A 26,244-nucleotide genomic window follows, 5' to 3' on the forward strand; every position below is an offset into this window, starting at 1 on the left:
GGACAAACAATATGATTAATGATGAGCAAAAGAAAATTTTAGCGAGTTTACCTAACTCTATTTTAGTTGATTTTATTGTCGATACTCACGGCGTGGATAAAGTATTGGATAAAAAGATAGAACGACTATTATTGCAAGCTGATAAACCAAAGCTCATCAAAAAGCTAACAACAGCCATAAAATCACTGAAACGACGCAGTAAATTTATTGACTATTGGGAATCTAGTGAGTTTGCAATAGAGCTTGAATTTTTAAAACGTGATGTGATGAGCTTACAACAGACGCATCCAAAATCCTGTTTTGACCTGATTCATTTATTTATGGAGACTACCAATAAAAGTATAGAGCGTTGTGATGATTCCAATGGTGAAGTAGGCAATGTGTATTGCGAATTAAGCGAGTGTTGGTTACAGCTTGCAAAAGTCTGTTATACGCAAGAAAAAGAAGATATATCTGCCGCTGAGCGGGATTTTTTAAGCCAAGCTTGGATAGAAAAAGTAAAAAAGGTCATGGAGGATAATGAATATAGCTTAAAAGATGCTATTTTACGCAATATCAATCAAGTGCTTGATAAACATGAAATAAAAATGTTAATTGAGGACTATAAACAAGCCTACGATAACTTGGTTATTGAGGCAGAAAAAGAGAAAAACCAAAAGCAAAAAACGGAGAATAAGACTAATCGATACTTAAAAAATCAATATTTCACCCATTTTTTTGATATTGATTTTGAACATACAAAAAAGTTTGATTATAAAATAAGTGAGCTTGCTAGATACTTAGAGTATTTGGCACAAGCACTTGAAGATGTGACTATATTTGAGCGTCTTTATTTCAAGCATAGACCTAAAAGACCCCTTAACCCGCGCCAATTAGACAGTTTACTAACGTTTATGTTAGAACAAAATGAATTTGATCTAGCGTTAGGCTATCTAAACAATGAATGGCATAGTCAAGGTAAGAGGGATGAGGTAGAAAAACTAGACTGGTTAGCTGAAATATATGCTAAACAAGGTAATGTTGATAAGCAGTTAGAAATGCTAGGAGAAGCGTTTGCAATAAATGCTTCTACTCAGAGATTTAAAGATATTATGGCAATAAGTAAGCCAGCCCAACAAGCACAATTGCGAAAAAAGGCTTTAGAATTAGCAAAAAATCAAGATAATGTGATTAGTTCAGTGGCACTTTTAGTAGAAGTGGGAGAGGTTGAGCTAGCAAACAATATGGCAGTAACCCGTCAGATCGAATTTGAAGGTGTTCATTATAATAAGCTAACTGAGCTACTTGAGGTCTTACCTGAAGGTACGGAGTTGATTCAGATTATATGCTATAGAAGCTTGCTTGATGATATTTTAAATAGTGGTCGTAGCAAGGCTTATAATATAGCAGCTCGTTATTTTAACCGACTAAATCAGCTTGATATAAGCCTTAACAAGCTTGGCGTTAGCTATATCCGTATTAATTCTCATGAAATATATATTGATTCATTAAAAGAGAAACACGGTAAAAAACGTAGCTTTTGGGAGAAGGTTGCAGAATAATGACACAAGTCATTCTATTAGCGATTGCTCTAGCGATGGATGCCTTCGCGGTCTCGATTGGTTTAGGGGCTAAACAGACCACCGCTGTCCCTAGTGATACTACTGAATCTAATACTCATTCCCAATCAGTTCCCAATCGTGCCATCCTAGTACTGGCTTTACTCTCTGCACTCTATTTCGGGATAGCTCAGGGCATCATGCCCTTAATAGGTTACTTATTAGGGTCAGCGATAATTGGATGGTTAGCCTCTGCCGCCCCATTGATAGGCGGTATCCTATTGGTTGGTTTGGGTCTCAAGATGCTTTATGAAGCGTTTAGTGGCGGTCCTGATAAGTTACTACCTGATGAGCTACTAAGCAGCGAACTCAACAAGGGTTCCGAAAACAATATACGCACGATAACAACAAATCATAAGTTAATGCTGTCACTGGCAATCGCCACCAGTATTGATGCGCTCGCTGCCGGTTTTACTTTAAATTTACTAGATATTAATGCATTGCTTGCTTGTTTTATTATTGCGATCATAACCGCTATGTTTGGCTTTGTGGGAGCCTACTTAGGATACAAGTCAGGCACTTGGCTAGAAGATAAAGCCGAAATATTGGGAGGATTGGTATTGATAGCGATTGGGGTTAATATGGTTTTGTAAAAATACCATAAAGAAGCTTTGGTTAATCTGTGGTTTGATTCTTTTCAGCGAGACGTTTGCTTTCCTTTTTTAAAGGGCTACCCTTAGGGCAAAAGTTTGCAGTAAAATTAACCAATGTCGAAATTAAATTATCTTCTACGATTGAATAATAAACATACTGACCTTTTTTCTCACTTCTAACCAAACCTGCTCCTTCTAGTATTTTTAAATGCTTAGAGAGTGCAGGTTTACTCATTTCAAAACGCTCGGCTATATCGCTTGGCGTCAACGTAGCACTCGATAGATAACTTAGAATTAAACGTCTAGGTGTCGATGATAGCGCCTCAAAGACTTTGGCTGACTCATTATTATCAGACATATTTAACCTCTGGATTTGATGATGGATTTAAATATAGCGAATGCAAGCCGTTAAATTCAAACCACAGAAAATAATTTAAATGATAATAAGCCGTTAAGCCTTTATATCATATAAATTTCTACGGCTACTAACCATTAATATAAAACTTTCTAATAAATTAGCTTGATTTATTAGGATATTATAATACAATAATTAACTAATTAGTTAAATAACTAATTATTTATATGTTTACTAAATGGTTAATTAACATTCATCTTAACTTAAAATAAATGGTATAGGAAAATCCAATGTTTAAAGCGAGCACTATGGAAGGTGTAGAACACAAACATAAATGGCAATCCTCCACTCTGGTTGAACCATATAATAAAAAACAGCGATCAACTAAACTGCAGAATTGTCATCTCTTTTCAAAAAAACAACCTAACTTTGTCCAACTCACTGAACCTGCGACTTGTAGCGAGTGCACTCGTTTTCTGCGATATAATAATTCTCAGATGGGGTATAGGTCTCAAACCCACCCTAAACGCCTGATACATGAACAACAAGCGTTGAATAATTTAAACGAAAACGCCTCAAAATTTAGCCCGACAAATGACAATGTATTTACAAGAATAGCCAGTCGCTATGACTTAATATGCAACCTATTCAGCTTCGGTTTACATCACCTTTGGAAACGTCGATTTATTGAGTTTATAAATAAAGAACGTTGGCATAACCTACTAGATATCACGTCAGGAACAGGGGAGATAGCGTATAAGTTATTAACACAACATCCCGAAATTTTCTCAGAGTCTACTGAAAACCAGTTATATACACATGTCGCTGACAAGCCACTATACTCATTCAAAACGTCATCTCACTGCAATACACCAGCGCTTCCACAAATAATAATATCCGACCTAAGTGATGAAATGGTGCATGTCGCTAGATTAAAACTTAATAAATATCAAAGGTATCTTAAGTTTATGGTATTAGATGCGCATAATTTGACAAATGTGGCATCAAATAGCCAAGATGTAGTCAGCATATCAATGGGATTAAAGCTACTCAATAGGCAAAAAGCGCTGACAGAGGTGTATAGAGTACTAAAACCAAATGGCAGACTCATATCGATAGAAGTATCCATTATTCCGATTGCTTGGCTACATAAATGTTACCTAAAAGCCTTATCAATCATTATTCCTATTATAGCTAACCTTACGGCAGAAAAAGACCGGTCAGTATATCGGTATCTACTTCAAGGTATTCGGGATATCCCAACTGCTGATAAGTTAGCTAAAGAAATAGAAGATATTGGGTTTGTTGATGTGGCATTCGAGCGTCTCACTTTGGGTGTAGTGGCAATACATAGTGCGCGAAAAACGTAGTGGTGGTTTTTAGAATTACTGTTTGTAAAGGTTTAAGACAAAACGGTTTCAATAAAAAAATGAGATAAAACACACTAAATGATTAGGAGCCACATGTCATATTCTAAAGCCAGCTTTTTTAGTGCTTTAAGCGTTTTTACAGCCTCATTTGTACTTACGGCTTCAATATTTAGTTATGGGGGCGCATTTGCGATTGTCGCCGTTATTGCAAGCCTAATAGGCATAGTAGGTTGTTTATTCATCGCTATACCAACCTATATGTACTTTAAATCACGCAACGTCGACAATCCAATAGTGTTTAATGTGATAGGTTTTATAGCGCCTATCCTGATCTTTTTGCTTCCAATACAAATACCTGAAAACGGAGTTCAAAACGGAGGGTATATATTTGGATCAAGTATCATCATAGGCTTGTTTGGATTATTGGCTACGAGTGTCTTTTGGTATAATATGAATCAAGAAATAGAGTCTGAGCTGCCCTAATATTAAAAAAACAGCATCACATCTAACTAAAACGCCACGCCAATATACGCGTCGCTTTTTGACCGTGTTGCATATTGATGGTTTTAATCTGTCTGGCACCCACTTCTCTTAACAGCGCATCAAGTGCTTTTAGATTGTCAGCTTTTGAGACTAATGTCGTAAACCAATTGACTTGATCAGCATACTGGACACTCTCTTTAATCATTTGGCTGATAAAGCCAAGCTCGCCACCTTTGGTCCACAGCTCTGCATTTTGACCCCCAAAATTGAGATTATTGGCCGCATTTGCTTGTTGACTCGACGCACTACTGCCGAGCTGACTGTTCGGATTGCGACGGGCACGATTTTTTTGCAGTTTAACTTGCTTACGTCGATTGGTCTCTAATACCTCCTCCATTGAGCCATGAAAGGGCGGGTTACACACCGTAATGTCAAAGTAATCATGCTCACCGATAATACCTTTGAATATATTTTTTGGATTGGGTTGCGGTTTGACAGTCACTAACTTTTTAAGGTTAAGATTAAGATCACAAATGGTCTTGGCAGTATTAAGCGACATCGGATCAATATCGGTAGCAGTAAAGTACCAACCATAGCTTTGACTACCGACAATCGGATAAATCAGGCTAGCACCTGTACCAATATCAAGCACATGAGGTTTTTTATTCTCTTGCTCTTTAACGCTTTTGCTGTTGTTATCCGCCAATAAATCCGCCACTTGGTGAATATAATCAGCACGGCCAGGAATAGGCGGACACAAATAACCCTTGGGCAAATCCCAATACTTAATGCCGTAATGTAGCGCCAGCAGGGCTTTATTTAGAGTCAGGACTGCGTCAGCGTCAGAGAAGTTAATCGTCGGCTCACCGCTAGGGTTCGCAATCGTATGCTTCGCCAGTTCAGGCAACGCTTTGGTTAATTTCTCGAAGTCATAACGACCCTGATGCGGATTGCGCGGATGCAGGCTGCTTTTAGAAGGCATTGGTTTGCGATTAGGGTACGAAGGTTGTGGCATTGTGATTTAAACATCCAAAAAGTAGGTAAGTAGGTAATATGCTGTAACGGTTAGTTTAACAGATTTACCACTATTAAACGCTTAACTCAATCGTCAAGTTACCCAGCACTATATCGCCCTAAATAGTATAGGATAGATACAGTCAACATAATTAATCAGACAATTTTCACCACACAACCATAAAATCAAAAAGGAGCTCCCCATGACAGCTCATGATACAAGCACCGCAAAAATTGAGCGCATCACCTATCAAACCGATGGCTATATTTGCCTAATTGGTCTGAACAGAGCCAACAAACGTAACGCTTTCGACAGTCATATGATTGCGCAATTGTCAGATGCCCTAACCCGCTATGAAGCTGATAGCGAGCTACGCTGTGCGCTAATTTTTGCCCATGGCGAGCACTTTACCGCAGGGCTGGATTTAATGGAACTACAAGACAAACTCGATAAAGGCGTGTTTGATTTTGATGACACCAAAATTGACCCATGGGGCATTTCAGGCAAACAGCGCACCAAACCTGTTGTCGTTGCCGTACAAGGCACCTGTTTTACTGCTGGTATTGAGCTGATGCTAAACGCAGATGTTGTAGTAGCCAGTAGCGATTGCAACTTTGCGCAAATGGAAGTACAGCGTGGCATCATGCCGTTTGGCGGCGCAACCGTGCGTTTTGTGGCAGCGGCAGGCTGGCAAAAAGCCATGCCGTATTTGTTAACAGGAAAGCCATTTGATGCGGCGACAGCTGAGCGTCTAAATCTTGTGAGCGAAGTTGTCGAATCAGGTAGCCAGTATGATAAAGCGCTTGAGTGGGCACACCAGATCAGTAAAGCTGCCCCTCTTGGGGTACAGGGGGTGTTGGCATCTGCACAGGATGCCGAACGCAATGGTGCGTCAACTGCATTTGATAACATTCATAGTTTTTTACCGCCTTTGTTCGCTTCTGAAGATGCCAAAGAGGGGGTAATGGCTATGGTTGAAAGGCGTGAGGCTGAGTTTAAGGGGCGTTAGCATTAGGCGCTAAAGATTCATTATTGGGTGGAATATAATTTAGTAGCCAATCCCGCTATCCGCTACTATCTGCTCGTCTTAGCAAGGCGGTACGCTAAGCCATTGAGTGTCTCTTGCTTCGCGAGCCACCCAATGCCAAGCGCCCACAACTTGCTAACCCAAGCAGTATATCCGCTACTATCGGGGCTAAGACGCATCTAAGGCAAGATTTACTAATCTAAATTAAATTGACTCATATAACCAAACTTACTTCATACTCAAACTGGGCGATTACTAAAAGGATATTCAAGTGCAAGAAATTATTGTAAGAAATGGCGATTATGATATTGCCTCTCAAGTTACCAAACAGGAATGGGTCGAAATACTCTCAGATGATAGCTTTATATCTAATAACTACAAATATGTGCTAAGTATTTTTTACTTAGAGCCAGAACACAAGGCGACCTGTAAGTATTTAGCCGAAAAATATAATACTAATCCAACGTCAATCAGTGGGTTTATTACTCAATTTAGCTCACGAGTTCAAGATAGATTAAACAAGTTTAAGCTTCTTGATGAAACTGGTTCAGAGAAGTTTTGGTTAGTGACAATGAGAGGTAAAAAAGTAGATGGAGGACTGTTTGAATGGCAGTTACGTAAAGATCTCGTTGAAGCTATCGAAGAACTAGATTTTGTTGAGAGTAGTAAATTAAATATTCCAGATTTACAGGTATTAGTAAGTTGTATTAATAATGATTTATCAGACTTCACAAAGCGTTTTGCGCAAGAAAGAAAGCGTTTAGCAAATCTAGGTAGGTCTCCTACAACGAGTATATTATTCAAATATGATGAAACTGATAGAAAGTGGGCGATTAACGAGGGTGGTGGAACGGAGATTCAGTATCATATCTTCTATGATAAAAAGAAATTGTATTATGGACTAGGTTTCAATACCCAATATGTGCCCTTTAAAAACGAAAAAAGCCCCCTCGCCTATATGAGACCATTTATAAAGGCATATGTAGCCTTGCAGGACAATGATTATATCAACGCTCTTAAAAATAGAGGGTTTGAATTAGACGTTGGATTAAATGACTTAGAAAAAATGGGTGACGATGAGTATCACCTTTTTAGCAGAGAATTACCTATCAATAATGAGTCAATACCTTTAATCGACTATTACAGTATTCTGAATGATTTAAAAGGCGATTTGTTTGAAGCGTATAAACAAATATTTAGTTTAGCAAATGAAATAACTAGTGCTGGAAAACCTCATAAACAGGGTATAGATATGACCATAACAGATCCTTTAATGCAAGAAGTCGGTGATTTGTTATTAGCCAATGAAAATCTTGTATTAACCGGTGCGCCAGGTACAGGTAAAACCTATTTAGCGAAGCAGTTGGCTAAATCGTGGAACGCAGAGTTTGAGCTGATTCAATTTCATCCCTCCTATGACTACACGGACTTTGTCGAAGGGTTACGCCCCATCCAGAATGAAGAAGGAGAGGTAGGTTTTGAGTTAAAAGATGGGAGTTTTAAACAGTTTTGCAAACGAGCGCTTAAATATCAGAGAAATCAGCAATTAAGTAATTTCGAAGAGGTGTATCACGATTTTGCTAATGATATCTCTGAAGATGGTCTGGTACTTAAAACTCGAGTGCAAAACAAACCTTTTAAAATAAGTGTTAGCTCAAATGGAAATATTGTTGCCAAGCCGAGTACCGATGTGCAGACGCCTATGACGCTTAGTAAAGAGAAAATACAGACCTATTTTGAGACAGGCAAGGCTCTAGATTGGAAACCTTACTTAATACCAGTTTGCGATTATATCAGGGAGAAATATAATCCTAAAATGTCGAGTACAGATGATGAGAATAAAAAATTTATCATCATCCTTGATGAAATTAACCGTGCTGAAATATCTAAAGTATTCGGAGAGCTATTTTTTTCAATAGACCCAGGTTATCGTGGAGAAAAAGGGCGGGTTACGACTCAGTATGCAAATTTGCAAACAGAAGAAGATGTATTTAAAGATGGGTTTTTTATACCAGACAATGTTTATATTATCGGTACGATGAATGATATCGACCGTAGTGTTGAAACCTTTGATTTTGCGATGCGCCGCCGTTTTGCATGGAAAGAAATCAAAGCTACCGATACATTATCCATGTGGAATGAGAAAATCGACTCTTGGAAAGAGGAAGCCGAACAGCGTTTGGTTGCTCTGAATACAGCGATTGAATCAGTACAAGGCCTTAACGCTGCTTATCATGTTGGCCCAGCTTATTTTTTAAAGCTTGCAGACTATAACGGTGATTTTAGTAAACTATGGGCATATCATTTAGAGTCATTATTATTTGAATATTTGCGAGGATATCCGGACGCTGAAGAACAGCTTTTAAGCTTAAAAGATGCTTATAATTTGAAATTAGGGCTTGATGATGCTCATAGCGACAGATAACTCATCACTGGCTTTAAACACGGATGATTTAGAGCATAAAAAGGTCATATCCGATTTATCAGTGCTTGCTAATCAGTCAATAGCTGAGCTAGCAACAGCGCACCCAGAGCTTTTAATATTTCCTGATAGTTTTGAAGCCAATGACGATGATATCAGTAAAAGCGCTATCTTCGAATTGAGGTTACAAAGCTATAAAACGATATTAGAGACTGGCAACATCATGGGATTTATTGGTGTTAAAGATACCCAGTTAAAAATTCAATCTCGATTTGCTAAAGTATCTGATGATGGTCAAGAAGATTACTTCCTACACTATATGCTCCATAAAGTGCTGAAGTTTAATGTGCTGGACTTAAAGCATAGTCGTAGCCAAACCAATATATTTGATTTTTTGGTGTACTTATTTGCTTATTATCTTAAAAAGGCGCTATCGCAAGGGTTATACAAGGCATATCAAAAGAGACGTTATAACGATAGCAGTTTAAAAGGTGTGATTGATATTCAAACACACATAAAAAGAAATCAGCCATTTCAAGGCAATATGGCTTATATGGTGCGAGAATATAGCTTTGATAATCCAATAACCCAGCTTGTTCGCCATACTATTGAGCTTATTAAACAAAAACCTAATGTGCGGGATGTTTTGCACAGCGATAGTGATACACTTGATTTTGTTAACTTGATATTTCAGCACACCCCATCTTATGATGCTCGAGAAAGGCAGGCGATTATTCATCAAAATCGTAAACCTTTCGTGCATCCCTACTTCACAGAATATGCTCACCTACAAAAAATTTGCTTACAGCTATTACGTTATGAAGGGCTTAAGTATGCTAAAAGCAAAGACAAAGCCTATGGTGTCTTATTTGATGGTGCATGGCTGTGGGAAGAGTATTTAAATACGCTATTGTCTAAAATCGGCTATGATCATCCGCAGAATAAACTATCAAAAGGCGGTATCAATACTTATGTGCAGAAATTTGAGGGTAATAATGTAAGGCGCTATCCCGATTTTGTAAAAGATAAGAATATCATCTTAGACGCAAAATATAAGCGCATGGCAGATAACAAAATTAGTCGAGATGACCTTAATCAAATCATCTCATACCTCTATTTATATAAAGCAGATAGTGGTGGTTTTATAGCCCCAACTATTAGTCAATATAATGTTAATTTGAAGATGGGGACGTTAAATGGGTATGGTGGAGATATTTATAAATTCAAACTGGCAGTTCCGCAAGCTGTAAACAGTTATCAACAGTTTAAATCTGCTATCAAGAAAAATGAGAATGTTTTAGTTGACTCAATTCAACAGTTATCAGTGACAACAGATAGCGTAAAGGAGGAATAGTTAGCTACAAACCTACCTCCCAATTTGAGCATCGGTTCAAATCTTAGTAGTCACCAAAGTTAGGTGAGTATTTAACACAATTCATTAGCCAACCAGCAAGGCAAACCTCATGACTATCCGCCAAATGACCCTCAATGATTACGATGCTGTCTACACCCTATGGATAAATACCCCAAACATGGGACTTAACGACGTTGACGACTCGCAATCAGGCATCAAGCGGATGCTGAAGCGCAACCCAACTCTAAGCTATGTCGCAGAAAGCGATGATGAAAATGGCAACAAACAAATTGTCGGAGTGATTATCGCAGGCGAGGACGGTAGGCGCGGTTATATCTATCATACCGCAGTAGATATTGCTTATCGTAGTCAAGGCATCGGACAACGTTTGGTACAACAGGTATTGGATGAAATGAAACATCTACACATTTCTAAAGTCGGCTTATTTATCTTTAAGCGCAACGATATTGGTAATGCCTTTTGGGAGAAAATGGGCTTCAACGTTCGTGATGATATTTATTATCGCAATCAAGCTATAATCGAGCTTGAGCGGATTGATACCTGACTACTCAGCGTAAGCTGGTATGTGATAGCTTAGTTCTGGCTTAGCTTCTGAGTGTTTGTAGGAGGCTTGATAGGGTGCATCATATAAAATAGCCATTACCGCCATAACTAGGTGATAGGATAATCTGTTCTAATATTTTAATATTACTTAAAAATTAATGAATCCTAGCCTATTTAAATACGTTTAATGTTAATATTAATCTTTAAACAATACCTTAACAACTAAAGTCGAACGGTGATAATTATGGCAGCCTACATCACAGTCGGTGCAAAAACCACGCATGGCGGTACCGTTATCTCAGGCTCACCCCATTCCACTCATAATGGTATACCCATCGCTCGAAAAGGCGATAAAGTCATCTGCAAGAAATGTAAAAAGGTCACGACTATCATTACTGGTGATCCGACCTTTATTGTGGATGGTCAACCCATAGCAAGACAAGGTGATGTCACCAGTTGCGGTGCAAAACTCATTGCGATTCAGCAGTCGTTTGCGTTCTCTGACTTTGAGGTTGGCGGTATTGAGCCGATGAAGCAGCCTGAGCCTTTGCAGTTTAATAAGTCTAACTTTAGTGACTTTTTTAATAAAGATAAAGAGGCGTCGCCCGCCCTTGAGATTAAAGATGTGTCGCTTTATAAAAACGAGTTTGTACCGTTAGGTGTGCCCAAATTTGGTGAGCCTGAAGCTGAAGGTTTAAAACACAGTAAGTTCACTATCGAAATTAAGATAAAACAAGGTTCATATAGCAAATTAACCGTCTTAGGCGGTAGTGGCTTAAGCGATGTGATTGAGGAGCGCACCGATACATTTAACGCAGGTCAAACGGTTGAAATAGAATGGGATGGGTTTATCAATGATGTTTACGACAGCCGATGGTTTACCGATAAAAACAACCGTCCTGCCATTAAGGTACAAGGGGTGAATGCCTCAGGTGGCACGGACGAACATACTTATGAGATTGAAACAGAGTTTAAAGATGAGAAATGGGCAGATGTGGTCATTGATAGAAGTAAAAAACGAATTGATGTGACTATGAGGGTAAATATTGATCCAAATATACAAGTTGAGGGCATCAATCCTAATGCTCGTACCATCGCTGAAATACAGGCCTCTCCACAATACACCAGTAGTACGCCTATATTAAGAAATCAAACAAAAACCAATCAGCAGTTACGCAATTTGGTCATCGCAGGGATGAATAAATATTGGAGTCGTAACAGTACGACACATGCCTTAATCACACCCAGTATCACTATTAATGGGGTCTCCTATGAGGTATTCGTTAATACAGTCATTGCTGACCAAAATGCACTACCGCAAGCCAAAGTGACCTTTAATACAAATAACGAATGGGGGCGTTCAAACAGTTTCCCTGTTTTTAGGAACGTTTTTTATAACGTAGGTTATATTAAGTATGGTTCAACTTGGCGTTATGATGATGACGTAAAGGCACAGAGGGATTTTGAAGAAACTTTCGCCCACGAAATGGGTCATTCAATCGTTTGGGACTATAGAGGCGCTTGGGAGTCGTTGACTCATGAAGGCAGTTCTACCCTTTGGCAAAAAATTAATAGTAATTATAACTACCCTACTACTGGTGAACTTGATTTAAATAAATATTCTGGAAAAAATGCACCATTAGATTTTCATGAGCGAGTAGTCGCAAATGAAACCGATGTAAAAGGCTTATTATGGGTCTCTAGACTTGAGGAAGATTGATATGAAAAACAAAACACTATATCTCACTTTATTTGCTCTTTCAGTAGCCAGCTTAACAGGCTGTCAAACAAAAGTGATTTATGCGACACCAGAAATATCAGGGCAAGTAATCGATAAGCAGACCAATCGGCCTATTGAAGGGGTAAAGACCGTGATTGATGATGAGGCTTTGGACTATACTGATAAATATGGTCGATTCACTGTGCCGCCTAGTACTTATGAGTATAGAGTCAATGCACCAAGCCATCGGGAACTTATGTCTAATGGGAATTCTAGTTTTATGATCTATAAACAAGGCTATGAAATAAAGTCATATGCAAACGGAGGATTGGCGTCTATACCTACACTGTATACTGAAAAGCGCTATGTCGATATGGGCAAGGTTTATTTAAACCCCGTCCCTGTTGGCAAAGAAGGTGAGTACAAAACTTACTATCCAACTCTAGGTTTTTGTAAACCCACTGAATCGCAAAGGGAGGTTGATTGTATCCCTGTACCTGAGGGTAAGACTTATGCAGAGGTCAGTCCCAATCAGCCGTTGGATTAGAAGAAAAACATGAAGCATAGAACGCTATATTTAGCCACATTTATTATTACACTAGCCAGCTTAACGGCCTGTCAGACAAAAGTAATTTATGCGACACCAGAAATCACAGGGCAAGTAATCGATAAGCAGACCAATCAGCCTATTGAAGGGGTTAAAACTGTGATCAATCGTCAAGCTCTTGATTACACTGATGGACAAGGTCGTTTCACCGTCCCATTTACTACGGTTGAATACACAGTCAATGGACCAAGCTATCAGGAACGTAGGTCTAGGGGAGGCGGGCGACTTGCCATATTCAAAGAAGGCTACGAATACAAGTCATATACTAACGGAGGGCTAGCCTTTACCACTAGTGCTGATGGTCAAAAAAGATATGTCAATATGGGACAAATTTACCTTATGCCCGTACCAGTCGGTAAAGAAGGGGATTATAAAACTGAGTATCTAACTCTAGACTTTTGCAAACCCACTGAATCACAAAGAGAGGTTGATTGTATCCCTGTACCTGAGGGTAAGACTTATGCAGAGGTCAGTCCGAATCGGCCATTGGATTAAAGGGATAACGTGATAAATACAAATGCCTAAGACAACAATTTAAATAAAAAGAACACACCTTACGCCAAATACGAGAACCACACCAATGCAATACAATTTTGACGAAGTCATCGACAGAAGTAATACCGGGTCGATCAAATGGCACTATGAGGACGATACCATTCCGCTATGGGTTGCTGATATGGATTTTAAAGCACCCCAACCCGTGTTAGATAGCCTTCAACATATCATCAACCACGGCATATTGGGCTATACCAAACAGACCGATGCGTTATATCAAACGATTATAAACTGGCATGGCAGTCGCTATGATTTGCATCTTACGCCTGAGCAAATTCTATTCTCCCCCGGTGTGGTACCAAGTATCTCGTTGATGCTCAACGTTTTCACTCAAATGGGTGATGCGGTACTCATAAACGACCCCATTTATGCACCTTTTGTCACCAAAACAAAGCTTAATGGCTGTCAGGTTATTCGCTCTGCGCTTGTCGAGCAAGACGGCAAATACGTCTTTAATTTAGACGATATTGAAGCCAAAATTAAAAAGCATAAAATCAAAGTTTTCTTGCTGTGTAATCCGCATAATCCGGGCGGGCGCGTATGGACAGCGTCAGAATTACAAGCCATCTTTAAAATCTGTAAAAAATATCAAGTTGCTATTGTGAGCGATGAGATTCATCAAGACCTAACCTTAACGGGTCATACCTTTACACCATTTTTAAATATCGCCAAAGGCTACGAGCACATGACGGTGGCGCTAACATCAATGACCAAAACCTTTAATATCGCCGGTATTAAAGGCTCGATGATATTTGCCAAAGACAAAGCGTTAGCCACCCAGATCAAGCAACAACAGCAGTTAAACGACGAATACGAATTAAACTTATTTGCCTATACCGCCATGCGTAGCGCTTATGAGCAAGGTGGAGAATGGTTGGCGCAGGTGCTGAGTTATATCGAAAATAATATTGACTTAATCATCAATTATTTAAACGAGCATTTACCCGATATCAAAGTCATGCGCCCTGAAGCGTCTTATCTCATTTGGCTAGATTGTTCGGCTTATGCCGATGACGACAAAACGTTATACGATAAATTGCGTGAGGCAAAAGTGGAGTTAAACGCAGGCATTAGCTATGGCGACGAAGGGCATCTAAAAATGCGTATGAACGTCGCTTGTCCTGAGTCGATATTAATGGAAGGATTAAAACGAGTACACCAAGGGTTGAATGGGAACTGATAAGGCGATAGGTGGCAATACTTTTATGATATTTATAATTAAGTTAAGTAGTTAGCAAGCCCTAAGCAACCTTCATACAATACTTTCTGTATGAGTTTATATGGCACCTAGCACTTACTCTACTTCGTCCATCTACCGCGCATAATGTTCAGTAGATAGAATAAAACGGTAGTTACGAGACTCAAGAATAAGATGTACCGTAAATCTTGACCTAAACTCATCGCCCAATTGATCACATAGTTTAGGATAAAAACGACACAAAAGAAGACCAGTACACTTTTAATGTTCATTGAGGTAAACCTTGTTCGTTGGTTAAGCTTCGATAATTTTGAAAATGATAAGCGACGTTAATCACTACGATAGCGCAGAAAGCAGGACACGTCCAGTTAATAGCAAACGTCGAGAATTAATGATAGAGCCAGTCCAATATACAATCCCTAAGCGCCTTGTCAACTAGCCACCTCTAATCAGCCGCTTTTAATCAGCTAATTTAAAATGATCCATTGAATAAATTAGTTAGCGATACAATCTCCATAATACTGCAGAATGTTGGTAAAATAGACGCCACATTAAATTTTGTACTTTTCACTCGAAATGGATCACATTATGAGCATAGCCACACCGAGCACCGCTACCCAAAATCTGCCTACCATTAAAGAAGATCGTATCTTAATTATCGACTTTGGCTCACAGTACAGCCAACTTATCGCACGTCGTGTGCGCGAGGCTGGTGTGTTTTGTGAGATGTATCCTTATGACATCGATGCGGGCCGCATTGAAGCTTTTGGTGCTAAAGGGGTGATTTTGTCAGGGGGGCCAGAAAGTGTCCATGATGCCAATAGCCCTCGTATTAACCAAGCCTTATTTGATTTAGACGTGCCTATATTAGGCATTTGTTATGGCATGCAGGCAATGGCGGATCACTTCGGTGGTAAAGTTCAGGCGAGTGATGTCCATGAGTTTGGAGCCGCCGTTATTGATGTGACGGGTTCTAGCACTTTGCTCGACGGTATTGAAGATGAGCGTCAAGACAATAGTCGTCTGCATGTGTGGATGAGTCACGGCGACAAAGTGGTCGAAGCCCCAAAAGGATTTGATGTGATTGCCAGCACGCCAAGTTGCCCGATTGCGGTGATGGTTAATGAAGACAAAAAATACTATGGCTTACAGTTCCATCCCGAAGTGACTCATACCTTGCAGGGTGATGTGTTGCTATCCCGCTTTGTGCATCAAGTGTGCGGCTGCGCTGGCAACTGGACACCAGACAACATCATCGATATGCGTGTTGAGCAGCTCAAAGAACAGATCGGAGACAAGCAGGTTTTATTAGGCTTATCAGGCGGTGTGGATAGCTCAGTGGTCGCTGCATTATTACATAAGGCGATTGGTGATCAGCTCACCTGTGTGTTTGTGGACAATGGACTATTACGTCAGCACGAAGGCGATCAAGTGATGCAAGTCTTCGCTGAGAATATGGGTGTCAAAGTGGTGCGTGTCGATGCTGAAGACCGCTTCTTAGGTGCTCTAGCAGGCGAGGCGGACCCTGAAGCCAAACGAAAAATCATTGGTAAAACCTTCATTGATGTCTTCGCCGATGCTGCACGTGATGTGAGCCAAGGTAGCGACGGCAAGCCAGTTGAGTTCTTGGCGCAAGGGACGATTTACCCTGATGTCATTGAGTCTGCTAAGTCGCATCAAGGCAAGGCGCATGTCATTAAGAGCCATCATAACGTAGGCGGTCTGCCTGACGATTTGGCGTTTGAATTGGTTGAGCCATTACGTGACTTGTTCAAAGATGAAGTTCGCAAGTTGGGCATTGCTTTGGGCTTACCGCACAAGATGATTTATCGTCATCCGTTCCCAGGTCCTGGACTTGGGGTGCGTATCTTGGGTGAAGTCAAAAAGGAATACGCCGATATCCTGCGTCAAGCCGATGCCATCTTTATGCAAGAGCTTGAGCGCTCTGGTTGGTATGAAAAAACGGCGCAAGCCTTTGCGGTATTTACCCCCGTCAAATCCGTTGGCGTGGTGGGCGATGGTCGCCGCTATGCGTGGGTAATTGCGTTACGTGCGGTCGAAACCATTGACTTTATGACGGCTCGCTTTGCGCATCTGCCGTATGAGCTGATTGAGACCGTCAGTAACCGCATTATGAATGAAATTGCGGACGTATCGCGTGTGACTTATGATGTGTCGAGTAAGCCGCCGGCAACGATTGAGTGGGAGTAGAGGTTAGCCATCAAACTAAAAATCTGATTAGCTTCGTCAAACTCGTTCAGCCTACTTGATGTAGTGCTGTCACTCGTTTTCCTCGCTACTCAAATTTTTAGAATTGATGTTAAGCAATTGATAAGTTTATAAATAAAAAGCACCCGATTGGGTGCTTTTTTTGATTTTAATAGCCTTCTTTTAAAATCCTTATATATAGTTTAAAAGCCTCTAGCTTTTAAGATTTGATATTCATCGCAACCATCTTGATCTCCGTTATCACATGCTTTGCCAAACCACTCTTTAGCAGTGTGATAACTTTGCCGTACGCCTTCACCGTTTTTGTACATCAATCCTAGATAATATTGAGCAATCGTAAGACCTTGGTTGGCCGCTTTGGTGTACCACTCAACTGTCTTGGCATAATCCTGTTGTACGCCTTGACCATTATAGTACATACTACCTAGATTAAATTGAGCAGTCGTATCATCTTGGTTAGCAGCTTTTGTGTACCACTCAATAGCTTTGGCATAATCTTGTCGAACCCCTAGACCATCACCATACATATAGCCTAAAATTACTTGAGCAGCTGCATAACCTTGGTTAGCAGCTTTTGTGTACCACTCAACGGCTTTGGCATAATCCTGTCGTACTCCTTCACCTTGGTCGTACATCACCCCTAGATTATATTGAGCATACACAAAACCCTGGTTAGCGGCTTTGTTGAACCATTCAATTGCTTTTGCATAATTCTGTCGTACGCCTTCACCTTCGTAGTACATAATACCCAGATGATATTGAGCATGCGCAAGACCTTGGTTAGCGGCTTTGCTGTACCACTCAATAGCCTTGGCATAATCTTGTCGTACGCCTTGACCTTGGCCGTACATATAGCCCAAATTTGATTGAGCTTCGGCAAGACCTTGGTTAGCGGCTTTGCGGTACCATTCAACTGCCTTGGCATAATCTTGTCGTACGCCTTTACCTTCGTAGTACATTACACCTAGATTATATTGAGCAGGCGCAACACTTTGGCTAGCGGCTTTTGTATACCATTCTAATGCCTTGGTATAATCTTGTTGTACGCCTTCACCAGCAATATACATATTGCCCAGAATATTTTGAGCTGTGGCATCACCTTGGTTGGCCAACTCCTGTGTTTCCGAAAAGGTCATCGCCATTGCTGACAGTGACAATAACGCAGCTGAAAACAAAACCCCTAACCGACGTCTAAATCCTTTCAAATTATGCTCCTGCTAATCCTAAATTTTGTTTGATGAATTAGTTTATAAATAAAAAAAGCATTGAGTTGGGTGCTTTTTTGTCATTATAAACTTTATCAGTCAAAGGAGTTAGACTCTCTAACGTCCCCAAGTACTTGGATTAGCAACCATATATTTATGCATTGCTTTTATGTTTTCAATATTCTTTTTCTCAATACTGGTTAATTTATTGTCCACATTGGTATAACAAGGCACATACCAATCTTCCTCAGCGAATGTTTTAGCCCATTCAGTAGAGTTAAATGAATAGCCGTGGCGAGCATAAATCTCATTACGCATATAATCTAGATCTGAAGGACTGGTAAACAACTCTTCATCTGTTAACAAACGATTTGAAGCCTCACTATAATAACCCTTATATTTTTTATAGCCACATTCTTTTTGTTTAAGATTAAAACTTTTGGCTGATAAACCAGAGGCCGTATCGGTTTTAGGAAAAACTTTCCAAGTTCCTATTAACAGATCTGGACTATTCTTATTGGTCATCATATCAAATTGTCCATCTCCTATCTTAGTAGCAGGTTCATTTAACGTCAGTCGCCAAAAATTACCTTCTGCCTTAATAGTGCCGTTTAAAGGGCGTTTATTATGTTTGTATAAACTGCTGCCCCGAACGTTGCCATTAGAGACAGAGTCAATAAATAGCGTCGCTTTACCGTCACCAAATTTGCCTGAGAAAACACCAGTTGGATAGGTACTAGCATAGCTGATACCGCCGAGACACGTCACTGCAATAAAAGCGATGGGAAGGGTTAACGTTTTCATGGGTTTTCCTTAAGATTGATTTAGGGTATCCATCATCTGCAAAATTTTGGAAAGTCTTAAAAAATTCTTATTATTATTGAATCAATAGGTTAAATTTAATGTACCATATTCTATTAAAAATTAATTAAATTAAATTCATTATTCATTTAAAATCCATTAAGGTCTTATTGTATGTCAACTAATAAAGCTGAACATAAATTACTGGGTAAGGCCTTAAAATTTCTTACCTTAGGATTATTAGTTTGGTCTTGTTGGTTAATGGCCAAAACGGTACTTATTTATATCCCCTTTGAAGACAGAGCAGGGTTTCTCATCTTAAAAAGAAGTTGGGTCGAGTACAACTGGTGGAGACTTGCGTTCAAAGTCCATGTTTATAGTAGTGGCATTGCCATGTTGGCAGGGTTTACCCAGTTTTGGAATATATTCAACTCGGTTCGTTTTCCTAATTATGCAAAATGGCATCGTAGATTGGGGTATGGTTATGTCTTTATCATTCTAGTATTGGCATTACCTTCGGGGCTTGTATTAGCTCTAACAGCACTAGGTGGACTGCCCGTTCGGATTAGCTTTACTGTATTGTGTTTATTATGGGGACTGACTACGTTAGGGGGCGTTTATTTCGCCTTAAAAAGACGTTTCAAACGACACAGAACCTTAATGGTTTATAGCTATGCATTAACCTTATCAGCGGTTACTTTACGTTTTCTAAAATTGGGGCTGTATCAACTCGCTCCATACTTCGAATGGCTTACCCCACTTCATATCTACCAAACTGAAAGTATATTAGCCTGGGGGATAAACTTAGTGCTTGCATGGTTTTATTTAAATATTAAACGACTTAAGTTATTTAAATATTGGGCTAAATAACAAGACATTTGTATTCAAAAAAATTAAAACCCATACCTTAAAACCCATTAATAACACGATAAATTTAATGTTTTTAATGATTACTTGCTAATTCTTATCAATAACAAGTAGCTATTCACGCTTTCCACTCCTATCTGCTTATTTATCCGAGGCAGAGGCTAAGCTTTGGGGTGTCGCTTACTTCGTGCGCCTGAGGAGGGATAAAGTGAAGCACTGCTTCACCCCGACGCAAGAGAAAATCTACGATTTTCTGAAAAAAGCAAGCCTCTGCAATTCGTCTCAATAAGCAGGATATCCGTTGCAATCGTGACTAAACCGCTTTTGACGTTGACGTTCAAGGATAAAAAGGACAACACTCACACTTTAAACATAGCCTCAAAAGATAGTCTTGTTTATCGTGACTCATTCATATTATCCAATCTAATAATACCTATCGTAGCGAAATAAATAACAATAATGCTTAGTTGACAATAGCATACCGATCGTACTTGCTTATCATCCCAATGACGTAAATATAGGGTCAATTTGATCAATAATAAAATAGCCAAAAACACGTTAAGATCTGAAAATAGTATCGTTAATACAATGATAAGCAGTAATATAAACTCCTTCTTTTTAATCAGTAAAACCACTTCCCATAGTGTACAAATTATAGCTATTATCAATAGTAGGAGTATAGAGTCCGGTAGCATTATCAATCCTATAGTCAGCGAACTACTAAACGGTTACAGTGTTAACCTCGTTAAGCCTACTCCCGTATTAATTGCTACTTGCACTCGGTTGCCTCGTAACCATTTTAGACTTCTTTGACTATATGACAACGTTGAACTAAATGAGGTATATGCCATGATGACAAAATCTGTGTTTCACGTGAAACCTGAATACTATAGTAACTTTTTTTATAAAAAGATAACGTTACAAACTTCGTTTCTTTTAAGTCCTTATTAATTTTAAACGTTATCAACACGTAGCACTATTGTTTTAAATAGTGTGTAGCGATGGATTAACATTAAATGCTATAGTTAAGGATACTAAATACACCCTTCTGATGAGCTAAACTATGGCAAACCTAACCATTGCATACCCTACCTTGACCTCTGATACAGAACGCAGCCCCCTCTTTATACGCTCAAATATGGCCAATCGTCATGGACTGATTGCCGGCGCAACTGGCACCGGTAAAACGGTATCGCTAAAAGTATTGGCTGAGCAGTTTGCCGATCAAGGCGTACCGGTATTTATGGCCGATGTTAAAGGCGATATCTCAGGACTGGCACACGCCGGCGAGATGAGTAGTAAGCTGCAACAAAGGCTGGATGAACTACAGCTACCTACACCTAGTTTCACCGCTTATCGCTGTGTGTTTTGGGATGTGTTTGGGGAGCAAGGACATCCGATTCGTACCACCATTAGTGAGATGGGGCCCTTGATCCTAGCGCAACTGCTTAATTTAAACGACACTCAGGCCGGTGTATTGACCGTTGCCTTTCGAGTGGCAGATGACGAGGGGCTGTTACTGCTAGACATGAAAGATCTGCGTCAGATGCTACAGTTTATCGCGGATAATGCGTCAGATCTGCGCAATCGTTATGGCAATATCTCAGCCGCTAGCGTTGGAGCAATACAGCGTCGATTATTGACCTTAGAGGATCAAGGAGCAGAACAGTTTTTTGGAGAGCCGGCGCTCAATCTTGATGATTTGATCCAGACGGACGAGCACGGACGCGGGATCATCAATATATTAGCCGCTGATAAGCTCATGCTGAGCCCGCAGTTATACAGTTGTTTATTACTGTGGTTAATATCCGAGCTATATGAGACGCTGCCTGAAGTGGGCGATATGGAAAAACCAAAAATGGTATTTTTCTTCGATGAGGCGCATTTGTTATTTGAAGATGCCAATGATGCATTGTCACAGAAGATTGAACAAGTGGTGCGTCTGATTCGCTCAAAAGGAGTGGGAATCTATTTTATTACTCAAAACCCAACCGACATTCCAGATGATATTTTAGGTCAGCTTGGTCACCGTATTCAACATGCGCTACGTGCCTTTACCCCAAAAGATCAAAAGGCCATTCGTGCCGCTGCGCAAACCTTTAGACCCAATCCTAAGGTCGATGTGGAAGCCGCATTAACAACGCTTGGGGTGGGTGAGGCGTTAGTCAGTGTGCTCGATGAGTCAGGGACACCGACGCCCGTAGAGCGGGTATGGATGTTAGCGCCTAATAGCCAGTTTAAACCGCTTAGTGCTGGCGAGCGTTTGGATATTATGAATAATAGCGATCTAGCAGGGGTCTATGAAGAGGCGATTGACCGCGAAAGTGCGTACGAGCTGCTCAATAAACGGGCGCAACAGGCCATAAAAGAAGAGACTGAGCAAGTACAGCAGCAAGAAGCCCTTAAGCAAGCAGAAGCAGATGCTAAAGCCGCTGAGAAGCTAGCCAAAGAGGCCGATAAGTTAAAGGCTAAGCAACAAGCGGCGGCCTTAAAAGAGCAACAACGCGCTGAGAGAGAGCGTGAAAAGATCAAACAACGCGTCATTGGCACGCTAGCGACCAGTGTGGCACGGCAAGTGGGCGGCGCCACAGGCGGTAGGATTATGCGGGGTATATTGGGGTCGTTGTTTAGATAAAAACTGTTCAGATAAAACTGCTTAGATAAAAACTGTTCAGATAAAAAATGGTTAAAGGGGCAATACCACAAGTGTTGTTCCTTTATTTTTAGAAGCTCACAACCCACCAGTAATAACAGCAAGTCATAACTTCTCAAAATTGCTGGTTTAAATTGTAAGTCACAATGTGTGATTTAAACTCTTAATAGCACCTTGCCATTTTTACCATTTTGGCGCTCATCCGACACCGCTTCTTTAACATCCTCTAAGTCATAAATAGCTTCGACAGGAAGAAGCAACTGTTCGCTTAGGGCTCGTTCGACAAGCTCAGAGATTAGGCGACGTTTATTCTCAAGATCCATTTCGCGACTGGTTTTACTGCCCCAAAACCCTTTAATAACTGCTTGTTTAAAGATAAATGGGCCCGGGTCTATCATCATAGGCTCACCTGCCATCACCCCAAATGAGACTAACGTGCCGCCATGACCCAATACGGATAACAACTCATTACTGGCACTACCCCCTAAAGAGTCGGCCGCCCCACTAATCTGAGACTCGCCTACGATGTTGCGTACTTGATCCTTCCAGTTAGGATTTGAGGTATCAATCGCGTGTTTAACCCCCAGTTCATTAAGCTCTCGAGCAGCTTCAGCACGGCGTACTAAACAAATGGTATGGATACCACGGGCTGCTGCTAGCATCGCAAAGGATTTGCCAACCGCACCGTTTGCCGCATTTAAAATAGCCCACTGACCCGGTTGCAACTGCATAAACTCAAGTAGCATCAAGGCACTCAGGGGCATAGCGATCAACTGGGCGGCTATGTGATCTTCAAGCGTCTCTGGAATAGTAAATACCATTGTTGCTGGAGCGGTAAAATACTCCGCCCATGTACCCTGAACACTGGCGGCAGCAACTCGGTCACCAACGGCAAATCCTTCTACATTTTCACCAACGGCATCAACCACACCAAACGCTTCACTACCTGCGATGGCCGGTAAGGTGGGTTTATCGCCATATTGACCTTTGATAGTGGCTAAATCATGATTATGAATAGTAGCCAATATGGTTTTGACACGTATCTCATCTGGACCAGGTTCGGGTATCGGGGTATCGGTGACTGTTAAAACCTCAGAGGGATTGCCAAAAGTATGATAAGACGCACTACGCATGATACGTTCCTTATTTCGCATGAATGGGGTTTAGCATGAAGGGGCTTTGATACTAAAGGGATTTAGCATGATTGAGGATTATCATAAATGCGGGGCTGAGGCTATTTATATCAAAGCGTTTGTATGGTTTTTAACCTCACTACTAACCCTAACAAAGCATCATTCTTATTATCAATATAACTCTAGTTAACTTGTATTTATCTGACCATGACTATAATACTTAGACTTAAGGTCAAAAGCTTTGTATATAACATAAAACTATTAAAATTTATTGACAACGTTATATATTTTTTTTATTAATATGCCTACAATAGCCAATTACTGTTATTTTAACCATCTGTAATAAATAGTAAACTCGATATCAGATTTTATACTCAATGTAACGCCTGTAGTTTGTTTACTTGTGTTTACTTTGATTGGGTTTACTTAAAGCGTTGCTTTCAATATTTGATTGAAATGTCTGTTTAATGGGGTTTGCTTTAACGCCTAAACCTCTCATTGATTACGATAGTTCTCGTGAACTATTTCCTAGCCATAGTTAAAAGGATGTCAACATGCTCAAACCAACCTCACTATTTAACGCCGTTTTTGTTCCCACCTCTTTAGCGCTAGCATTGGCACTAGTTGGTTGTGGTGATAAGTCAGCTGATACCAGTGGCTCAGCTAATATTGACCCCAATGTGATGGCTGACAAACAAGAGATGGTCATTAATAACGGCGCTGAGCCAGAGTCGTTGGATCCGCATAAAGTATCAGGGGTGCCCGAAGCCAATATTCTGCGTCAGATGTTGGTAGGGTTGACGACAACAGATGCTGAGGGTAAAACCATTCCGGGTATGGCCGAGAGCTGGGATAGCCCTGATAATAAAGTTTGGACCTTTAAAATTCGTGATGCTAAGTGGTCAAATGGCGATCCAGTGACCGCCGAAGACTTTGTTTACAGTATGCGCCGAGTGCTTGATCCTACTACCGCTTCACCTTATGCCAGCTACTTAGCAGATGCCAAGGTAGTGGGGGCACAAGATATTATTGATGGTAACGCTAAGCCAGATACCTTGGGTGTCAAAGCACTAGATGATAAAACGCTACAGATCACGCTATCAGAGCCCGTGCCTTATTTTCCAGATACGCTTATTCACACCTCTGTTAAGCCCGTCAATCCTAAAGCCGTGCAACAATTTGGTGATAAGTGGACTGACCCTGCCAATATTGTGGTCAATGGGCCCTATAAAATCAGTGAATGGCAGGTAAATGACAAAATCGTATTAACGCGTAACGACAGCTACTATGACAATGCCAATACGACCCTAGATAAAATTACTTTATTGGCTATTCCGTCAAGTACCACGGATGTGGCACGCTATCAGTCTGGCGAAATCGATGTCACTTATAACGAAATACCGCCTGAGCAGTTTGCCTCGTTAAAAGAGCAGTTGGGCGATCAGCTGCAAGTGTCACCCATGCTATGTACGTACTATTATGAGTTTAATACCGTCAAACCACCATTTGATGATGTTCGTGTCCGTCGTGCGCTAGCATTGGCGCTAGACCGTGACACCATTACCGATAAAGTCATTGGTCAAGGGCAAACTCCTGCCTACCAGTTTACGCCAGTATCGACTAATGCGATGGAAAATAATAAGCCTGAATGGCAAAGCTGGAGTCAGGAAAAGCGGGTTGAGGAAGCCAAAAAACTGCTTAACGAAGCTGGCTATAACCAAAACAACCCTCTAAAGTTTGAGCTACTGTATAACACCAATGACAACCATAAAAAGATTGCTGTTGCTGCCAGCTCGCTATGGAAGCAGTCGTTAGACTTTGTCGATGTCAACTTGGTTAATAAAGAATGGAAAACCTATTTGGACACTCGTCGCAATGGTAACTATGACATATCGCGCGCAGGCTGGTGTGGCGACTATAATGAGCCTTCTACTTTCCTAAATATTGTCAAATCTGGCAACAGTAATAACCATGGTAAATACTCAAGTCCTAGGTTTGATAGCATCATTACCCAAACCTTAAAAGCAGGCGTGAGTCCTGAGCAGCGAGCTCAACTGTACAAACAAGCCGAACAACAGCTTGATGCAGATATGCCATTGCTCAATATTTACCATTATGTAAGCCCACGTCTTATCAAGCCATACGTTATCGGCTTCCCAACCAAAGACGCGTTAGATAACTGGCAAGGTAAAGATCTAAAAATTGCTAAACATTAGAGTCTGCTTGATCGTTCACCACGTCAGTATAAGACCTCTGGTAACGAATACACTTTGGCATAAATTATGCAAAACTGCTTATGCAACGCTTTTTCGGGTTATGCCAGATGGCTGTAACCTGAATAACCGAACCTATAATCATAAAATGATAAACATTGAATAGCATTGGTTAACGATAACTAGATTAACCAAAACCAGATTAACCAAAGCTAGGTTGGACAGGGGCTAGATTACTTAGCCCCTGCCGCAATGCTATAGTCAAAGAGCTTTAAAGTAGTT

21 protein-coding genes are annotated in these 26,244 nt (G+C 40.4%); 16 read left to right on the forward strand and 5 right to left on the reverse strand.

Annotated features, from left to right (window positions below; genetic code table 11):
* The first annotated feature begins 11 nt into the window (after window positions 1-11).
* Together AC21OG_RS04770 and AC21OG_RS04775 are read left to right on the forward strand one after the other, a co-directional pair.
* The gene (locus AC21OG_RS04770; RefSeq protein ID WP_487376143.1) at window positions 12-1,541 is read left to right on the forward strand and encodes a DUF6880 family protein; all 1,530 of its coding nucleotides are present in this window, start codon (window positions 12-14) and stop codon (window positions 1,539-1,541) included.
* Entirely contained in the window at window positions 1,541-2,191 is a 651-nt protein-coding gene (locus AC21OG_RS04775; RefSeq protein ID WP_487376145.1) for a manganese efflux pump MntP, read from the forward strand. Before AC21OG_RS04770 ends, AC21OG_RS04775 begins: the two co-directional genes overlap by 1 nt.
* A 22-nt stretch (window positions 2,192-2,213) precedes the next feature.
* On the opposite strand, the gene AC21OG_RS04780 is transcribed toward AC21OG_RS04775, so the two are convergent.
* Entirely contained in the window at window positions 2,214-2,549 is a 336-nt protein-coding gene (locus tag AC21OG_RS04780) for an ArsR/SmtB family transcription factor (RefSeq protein ID WP_487376147.1), read from the reverse strand.
* Between the two features lie 287 nt (window positions 2,550-2,836).
* On the opposite strand from AC21OG_RS04780, the gene AC21OG_RS04785 reads away from it, so the two are divergent.
* Together AC21OG_RS04785 and AC21OG_RS04790 are read left to right on the forward strand one after the other, a co-directional pair.
* Window positions 2,837-3,916 carry a class I SAM-dependent methyltransferase gene (locus tag AC21OG_RS04785; RefSeq protein WP_491185057.1) on the forward strand — a complete coding sequence of 360 codons (1,080 nt, stop codon included), beginning with the start codon at window positions 2,837-2,839 and terminating at the stop codon, window positions 3,914-3,916.
* 93 nt (window positions 3,917-4,009) lie between these two features.
* Entirely contained in the window at window positions 4,010-4,399 is a 390-nt protein-coding gene (locus AC21OG_RS04790; protein WP_487376151.1) for a hypothetical protein, read from the forward strand.
* A gap of 22 nt (window positions 4,400-4,421) precedes the next feature.
* Here the strand turns inward: AC21OG_RS04790 and rlmF are convergent, their stop codons facing one another.
* Window positions 4,422-5,414, reverse strand: coding sequence for a 23S rRNA (adenine(1618)-N(6))-methyltransferase RlmF (gene rlmF, locus AC21OG_RS04795; protein WP_487376153.1), 993 nt, complete (start codon window positions 5,412-5,414; stop codon window positions 4,422-4,424).
* Between the two features lie 202 nt (window positions 5,415-5,616).
* Here rlmF and AC21OG_RS04800 point away from each other — a divergent pair, with 202 nt between their 5' ends.
* The 9 genes from AC21OG_RS04800 (at window position 5,617) to guaA (ending at window position 17,072) form a co-directional block, all read left to right on the forward strand.
* Window positions 5,617-6,423: a crotonase/enoyl-CoA hydratase family protein gene (locus tag AC21OG_RS04800; protein WP_487376155.1), complete on the forward strand. Its 807-nt coding sequence runs from the start codon at window positions 5,617-5,619 to the stop codon at window positions 6,421-6,423.
* Between the two features lie 289 nt (window positions 6,424-6,712).
* A complete protein-coding gene (locus AC21OG_RS04805) occupies window positions 6,713-8,866 on the forward strand; it encodes an McrB family protein (RefSeq protein WP_487376157.1) in 2,154 nt (717 codons plus the stop codon).
* Window positions 8,844-10,217, forward strand: coding sequence for a 5-methylcytosine restriction system specificity protein McrC (locus AC21OG_RS04810; RefSeq protein WP_491185058.1), 1,374 nt, complete (start codon window positions 8,844-8,846; stop codon window positions 10,215-10,217). Before AC21OG_RS04805 ends, AC21OG_RS04810 begins: the two co-directional genes overlap by 23 nt.
* Before the next feature lie 109 nt (window positions 10,218-10,326).
* On the forward strand, window positions 10,327-10,782 hold the full coding sequence (locus AC21OG_RS04815; RefSeq protein ID WP_487376161.1) for a GNAT family N-acetyltransferase: 456 nt from the start codon (window positions 10,327-10,329) through the stop codon (window positions 10,780-10,782).
* A gap of 243 nt (window positions 10,783-11,025) precedes the next feature.
* On the forward strand, window positions 11,026-12,501 hold the full coding sequence (locus AC21OG_RS04820; RefSeq protein WP_487376163.1) for a PAAR domain-containing protein: 1,476 nt from the start codon (window positions 11,026-11,028) through the stop codon (window positions 12,499-12,501).
* Window position 12,502: 1 nt separating this feature from the next.
* A complete protein-coding gene (locus AC21OG_RS04825) occupies window positions 12,503-13,048 on the forward strand; it encodes a peptidase associated/transthyretin-like domain-containing protein (protein ID WP_487376165.1) in 546 nt (181 codons plus the stop codon).
* 9 nt (window positions 13,049-13,057) lie between these two features.
* Window positions 13,058-13,603 (forward strand): peptidase associated/transthyretin-like domain-containing protein, encoded by a 546-nt coding sequence (locus tag AC21OG_RS04830; RefSeq protein ID WP_487376167.1) that lies wholly within the window; start codon window positions 13,058-13,060, stop codon window positions 13,601-13,603.
* Window positions 13,604-13,688: 85 nt separating this feature from the next.
* Window positions 13,689-14,843: a MalY/PatB family protein gene (locus tag AC21OG_RS04835; protein ID WP_487376169.1), complete on the forward strand. Its 1,155-nt coding sequence runs from the start codon at window positions 13,689-13,691 to the stop codon at window positions 14,841-14,843.
* A 606-nt stretch (window positions 14,844-15,449) separates the two neighbouring features.
* Window positions 15,450-17,072: a glutamine-hydrolyzing GMP synthase gene (guaA, locus tag AC21OG_RS04840; RefSeq protein ID WP_487376171.1), complete on the forward strand. Its 1,623-nt coding sequence runs from the start codon at window positions 15,450-15,452 to the stop codon at window positions 17,070-17,072.
* A gap of 200 nt (window positions 17,073-17,272) precedes the next feature.
* On the opposite strand, the gene AC21OG_RS04845 is transcribed toward guaA, so the two are convergent.
* Together AC21OG_RS04845 and AC21OG_RS04850 are read right to left on the reverse strand one after the other, a co-directional pair.
* Window positions 17,273-18,295, reverse strand: a complete 1,023-nt coding sequence (locus AC21OG_RS04845; protein WP_487376172.1) for an SEL1-like repeat protein — start codon at window positions 18,293-18,295, stop codon at window positions 17,273-17,275.
* Window positions 18,296-18,412: 117 nt separating this feature from the next.
* Window positions 18,413-19,099 carry a YARHG domain-containing protein gene (locus tag AC21OG_RS04850; protein WP_487376174.1) on the reverse strand — a complete coding sequence of 229 codons (687 nt, stop codon included), beginning with the start codon at window positions 19,097-19,099 and terminating at the stop codon, window positions 18,413-18,415.
* Between the two features lie 171 nt (window positions 19,100-19,270).
* Here AC21OG_RS04850 and AC21OG_RS04855 point away from each other — a divergent pair, with 171 nt between their 5' ends.
* Together AC21OG_RS04855 and AC21OG_RS04860 are read left to right on the forward strand one after the other, a co-directional pair.
* Window positions 19,271-19,966, forward strand: a complete 696-nt coding sequence (locus AC21OG_RS04855; protein ID WP_487376175.1) for a DUF2306 domain-containing protein — start codon at window positions 19,271-19,273, stop codon at window positions 19,964-19,966.
* Between the two features lie 1,060 nt (window positions 19,967-21,026).
* Complete coding sequence (locus tag AC21OG_RS04860; protein WP_487376176.1) at window positions 21,027-22,598, forward strand: helicase HerA-like domain-containing protein; 1,572 nt, start codon at window positions 21,027-21,029, stop codon at window positions 22,596-22,598.
* A 173-nt stretch (window positions 22,599-22,771) separates the two neighbouring features.
* Here AC21OG_RS04860 and AC21OG_RS04865 read toward each other — a convergent pair whose 3' ends face one another.
* Window positions 22,772-23,749: a zinc-binding dehydrogenase gene (locus tag AC21OG_RS04865; protein WP_487376177.1), complete on the reverse strand. Its 978-nt coding sequence runs from the start codon at window positions 23,747-23,749 to the stop codon at window positions 22,772-22,774.
* Between the two features lie 554 nt (window positions 23,750-24,303).
* Here AC21OG_RS04865 and AC21OG_RS04870 point away from each other — a divergent pair.
* Window positions 24,304-25,965 (forward strand): ABC transporter substrate-binding protein, encoded by a 1,662-nt coding sequence (locus AC21OG_RS04870; protein WP_486545390.1) that lies wholly within the window; start codon window positions 24,304-24,306, stop codon window positions 25,963-25,965.
* Window positions 25,966-26,244 lie beyond the last annotated feature (279 nt).

The sequence above is a fragment of the Psychrobacter sp. CX5 genome, from assembly GCF_057621535.2.